The sequence below is a fragment of the Actinocorallia lasiicapitis genome, from assembly GCF_054778695.1.
The window spans coordinates 1-5,751 of record NZ_BAAGZI010000375.1 but is presented as its reverse complement, the minus strand read 5'-3'; the positions used below and the strand labels follow the sequence as shown (position 1 = coordinate 5,751).

Annotated in this window: 1 protein-coding gene; it reads right to left on the bottom strand. The window is 68.5% G+C overall.

The genetic code is table 11. The annotated features are described in order from the left end of the window. Window positions 1-3,999 precede the first annotated feature (3,999 nt). The coding region (locus tag ACYVE7_RS27975) for an AfsR/SARP family transcriptional regulator (RefSeq protein WP_460368731.1) at window positions 4,000-5,751 on the bottom strand (1,752 nt) is incomplete at its 5' end.

Below are 5,751 nucleotides of genomic sequence, written 5' to 3'. Positions count from 1 at the left end.
CCCCCTCCACCACCCTCACCCTCTTCCCCCAACCCGGCCGCTACAGCCTCGGCCGCACCTACCGCTGACCTGAACGCAGGGCCAACACGGGCACACCAAGCTCGCCATCCGGCAACATGGCGTTACCCCCACCCGCGCCCCGCCAGAGGCACCCCACCCCACCCCCAACAAGATCCCCTCGAGCTGCGGCGAAGCGACCGTTCGGACGGGCTCAACCCGTCAACACGCCGCAGTTCGACGCGATCAAGGCAGGTAGGCGGTCGCAGGACGACGGAGACGAACACGGAACGCTGGGCCGACGTCGCCAGCCAAGATCCCCTCGACCTGCGGCAAAGCGACCGCTTGAAGAGCCCCAAACCGTCAACACGCCGCAGCTCGACACGATCAAGGCCGGCGCGTAGTTGCAGAACGAGATCGGCGAGGACGGAACGCCGCGCGGACGACAACGCAGGCAAGATCTCAGCGAGCTGCGACGAAGCGACCGTTCGGAGGGGCTCAACCCGTCAACACGCCGCAGTTCGACGCGATCAATGCGGGTGAGTAGCCGTAGGACGACGGGGACGAGCACGGAACGCTGGGCGGACGTCGCCAGCCAAGATCCCCTCGACCTGCGGCAAAGCGACCGCTTGAAAGGCCCAAACCGTCACCATGCCGCAGGTCGACGCGATCAAAGCGGATGCGTAGTTGCAGGGCGAGGTGGGCGAGGACTGCGCGCTGGGCTGACGTCGCCGCACGCAAGATCCCGACGAGCTGCGGCAAAGCGACCGTTCGGACCGGCTCAAACCGTCAACACGCCGCAGCTCGACACGATCAAGGCCAGCGCGCAGCCGTAGGACAGCACGGACGAGTACGGAACACCGGGCAGACGTCACCAGACAAGATCCCCTCGACCTGTAGCGAAGAGATCGTTCGAAGAAGCCCAAACCGTCAACGTGCCGCAGCCCGACACGATCGTGGGTGGCGCGCAGCCGTAGGACGGCGGAGACGAACACGGAACGCGGGGCGGACGTCGCCAAGAAGAGCTCCCTCGACCTGCGGCAGCGCACCGTTTGAAGGGACCCAAGCCGTCACCATGCCGCAGCTCGACGCGATCAATGCGGCGCGTAGTTGCAGGTCGAGGTAGACGAGGGCAGTGCGCTGGCTGACGTCGCACGCAAGATCCTGACGAGCTGCGGCAAAGCGACCGTTCGGACCGGCTCAAACCGTCAACACGCCGCAGCTCGACACGATCAAGGCAGGTAGGCGGTCGCAGAACAGCGGGGACGAACACGGAACACGGGGCGGACGTCGCCAAACAAGATCTCCTCGACCTGCGACGAAGCGACCGCTTGAAGGGGCCCAAACCGTCAACACGCCGCAGGTCAGCACGATCAAGATCGGCGCGTAGTGGCGGAACGAGATCGGCGAGGACGAAACGCCGCGCGGACGTCAACGCAGGCAAGATCTCAGCGAGCTGCAACGAAGCGACCCTTCGGAAGGGCTCGAAACGTCGATATGGCACAGCTCGACGCGATCAAGGCGGGCACGTAGTTGCAGGGCGAGGTGGGCGAGGACGGCACGCTGGGCTGACGTCGCCGCACGCAAGATCTCGACGAGCTGCGGCAAAGCGACCGTTCGGACGGGCTCAAACCGTCAACACGCCGCAGCTCGACACGATCAAAGCGGGCGCGTAGTTGCGGGGCAAGGTGGGTGAGGACGGAATACGGGGCGGATGTCGCCAGACAAGATCTCCTCGACCTGCGGCAAAGTGACCGTTTGGAGGGGCCCGGACCGTCGACACGCCGCAGGTCGACGCGATCAAGGCCAGCGCGCGGCCGTAGGGCGACGGGGACGAGAGCGGAACGCGGGGAGGAGTCGCCAGGCAAGATCCCCTCGAGCTGCGGCGAAGCGAGCGTTTGGAGGGGCTCAGACCGTCAACACGCCGCAGCTCGACACGATCAAGGCGGGCGCGTAGTTGCGGGGCGAGGTGGGCGAGGACGGAATACGGGACGGACGTCGCCAGACAAGATCCCTCGACCTGCGAGGAAGTGACCGCATTGGGCCCAAGCCGTCACCATGCCGCAGCTCGACATGATCAAAACGGGCGCGTAGGTGCAGGGCGAGGTAGGCGAGGAGAGTGCGCTGGCTGACATCGCACGCAAGATCCCGACGAGCTGCGGCAAAGCGACCGTTCGGAAGCGCTCAAACCGTCAACACGCCGCAGCTCGACACGATCAAGGCCAGCGCGCAGCCGCAAGGCGACGAGGACGAGCACGGAAACGCCGGGGCGGGCGTCACGAGACAAGATCTCAACGAGCTGCGACGAAACGACCGTTCGGAGAGGCTCGAAACGTCGATATGGCACAGCTCGACCTGATCAAGGCGGGCACGTAGTTGCAGGGTGAGGTGGGCGAGGACGGCGCGCTGGCTGACGTCGCCGCATGCAAGATCCCGACGAGCTGCGGCAAAGCGACCGTTCGGACGGGCTCAAACCGTCAACACGCCGCAACTCGACACGATCAAGGCGGGCGCGCAGCCGCAGGGCGACGGGGACGAGCACGGAACGCGGGGCGGACGTCGCCAGACAAGATCCCCTCAACCTGAGGCACAGCGCCGCTTGAAGGCACCCAAGCCGTCACCATGCCGCAGCTCGACATGACCAAAGCGGGCGCGTAGGTGCAGGGCGAGGTAGGCGAGGACAGTGCGCTGGCTGACATCGCATGCAAGATCCCGACGAGCTGCGACAAAGCGACCGTTCGGAGAGGCCCAGACCATCAACACGCCGCAACTCGACACGATCAAGGCCAGCGCGCAGCCGCAAGGCGACGAGGATGAGCACGGAAACGCCGGGCGGGCGTCACCACACAAGATCTCGGCGAGCTGCGACGAAGCGACCGTTCGGAGAGGCCCAGACCATCAACATGCCGCAGATCGACGCGATCAAGACCGGCGCGTAGTGGCGGAACGAGATCGGCGAGGGCGGAACGCCGCACGGGCGTCAACGCAAGCAAGATCTCAACGAGCTGCGACGAAGCGACCGCTTGGAAGGGGCCCAAACCGTCAACACGCCGCAGCTCGACACGATCAAGGCGGGCGCTTAGTTGCGGGGCGAGGTGGATGAGGACGGAATACGGGGCGGACGTCGCCAGACAAGATCTCCTCGACCTGTGGCAAAGCGACCGCTTGGAGGGGCCCAAACCGTCAACATGCCGCAGGTCGACGCGATCAAGGCGGGCGCGCAGCTGTAGGGCGACGGGGACGAGGGCGGAACGCGAGGCGGAGTCGGCAGGCGAGATCCCCTCGAGCTGCGGCGAAGTGACCGTTTGAAGGGGCTCCGACCGTCAACACGCCGCAGGTCGAGGTGATCAAGGCGGGCGCGTAGGTGTATGGCGAGATGCGGGCGAGGACGGCACGCTGGCTGACGTCGTCGCATGCAAGATCCTGACGAGCTGCGGCGAAGTGACCGTTCGGAGAGGCTCAAACCGTCAACACGCCGCAGGTCGACACGATCAAGGCCAGCGCGCAGCCGCAGGGCGACGAGAACGAGCACGGAACGTCGGGCGGGCGTCACCACACAAGATCTCGGCGAGCTGCGACGAAGCGACCGTTCGGACGGGCTCAAACCGTCAACATGCCGCAGGTCGACGCGATCGAGGCCGGTGCGCAGCTGTAGGGCGACGGGGGCGAGGGCGGAACGCGGGGTGGATGTCGTCAGGCTAGATCCGCTCGAGCTGCGGCGAAGTGACCGCTTGGAGGGGCTCAGACCGTCAACATGCCGCAGGTCGACGGGATCAAGGCGGGTGCGTAGGTGTGGGGCGAGAGGCGGGTGAGGACGGCGTGCTGGGCTGACGTTGCCGCAGGCAAGATCTTGGCGAGCTGCGGCGAAGCGACCGTTTGGGGGGCGCGAACCGTCAACATGGCGCGGGTCGATGCGATCAAGCGGGGGTCGATGCGGGGGCCAAGCGGGCGTGGGTCGTGGGTGGGGTCTGGCGGGGAAGGGGAGTCGATGTGGAGTGGGGGTTAGGCGCCTCGGGAGTATTGGTGGGGGGTTAGTTCTTCGATGAGGGCTTCGGTTTCTGGTTGGAGGAGGTCCAGGGGGGTGCGGGAGCGGAGGTCTTCGATGACGGACTGGACGGAGGGGAGGTCGCCGGTGGCGTCGGTGGCGCGGAGGAGGTCGCGCCAGAGGCCCTCGTCCTCGGGAGCCAGGAGGAGGCCGGTGCGGGCGGCTGTGACCGCGGAGCGGGGGTCGCGGTCGTCCAGGCGGATGACGGTGAGGCGGTGGGCGGCGTCGGAGACGCGGGCGATGGTCTCGAACTCGACGGTGTCGGTGGCCAGCCAGGCGTAGCGGCCCTTCGGGCGCGGCGACATCAACGGGCCGCGGACCAGGTCGAGGGCGTGGGAGAGGAACGCCTGCTCGTTCTGCGCTTCCGCGGCCGAACGCCACAGGAGGAAACGGAACTCCTGCCAGTCGACGCGGACCTGCGAACCGAGACGGATTCGTCCGCGTTCGTCCGTGTACAGGTTGGGACGTCCCCGGGCGTCGCGGCCCAGCCAGTCCGACGCCATCGCGAGGGTCGCGTCGCGGGCGCCCGCGGTGATGCCGCGCGGCCAGATCGCGCCCGACAGGACCGTCGGGTGGACGCCGCCCGGATGTGTGGCCAGGTAGGCGAGGACTTCGGTGCAGATGTCGCGGCGGGCGTCGTCGATCGGGCCGGACGCGGTGACGCTGATCGGGCCCAGCAGCCGGATGTCCGCGACGGGGGTCTCGCCCGTCGATTCGGGACGTTCCGGGGTGGGCAGCGGGACGCCGTCCTGGCGCGTCGCCGTCGTGAACAGCCGGGCGACGGCCCGGTACTGCGGTTCGCTGATCCGCTGCGCGTCCACCTCGAAGCCGAGGACGCCCGCGGAGAGCAGGCCGTTCTCGTCGATGGTCCAGTGCCAGGTGGCGTCCTCGACGTGGCCGGCGACGATGAACCCCGCCGACAGGCGACGTCCGGTGCGCGCCAGCCCGACCAGGCGCTGCGCGTCGGCCCGCGACGGCTGATCCGCCATGATCAAGTAGTGGGGCATCCACGCTTCGCCCGACACGCCCCGGCAGCGGCCGGTGAGGACGGAGTCGGTGCCGGCCGCGTCCAGGGCCGCCTTGACCTGCGCGGTGCGCGCCTCCATCTCGGGGATCGCCTGCTCGAGGGTGGGGTGGCAGTGGATCCGGCCGGGAGCGATCGCGCGCAAATCGTCGCCGAAACCGACGAGCGTGAGCCGCATGTGGTCCGACCAGGCGCTGGTGGCGAGCTCGACGGCGATCGCGGCGAGCGCGGCCTTCCGCTGGTCGGTGGGGCCGTCCAGGCAGATCAGGCCGTGCGCCGCCTCCAGGTCGGCGAGGACACGGCCGCCGTCGTCGGTGCCGAGCGAGATCAGACCCGGGTAGGGGGCGAGGACGTCGGCGAAGTCGCGCGGCTGCAACGGATCGAGGACGGACGGGTTGAGCCGCCACACCTGGCCGCCGTCGTGCGCCTGCCACGGGGACGGCGGGCTGGGGTCGGCGGGCGCGATCCACAGGTCGAGGCTGTGGCTGCCCAGGTGGATGCCGTACACGGTCGGCAGGGTGCGGTTCTGCGCGGCGAGGCCCTTGGACAGCAGCCGCAGCCCGAGGTCGAGGATGCGGACGCCCGCCGGGTCCGCGCCGATCCGGAGCGCCTGCTCGGCGTCGGCCGCGTCGCCGCCGGGACGGTCGATCATCCGCCCGTGCGGCCGGTTCAGCAGCTGGATCCG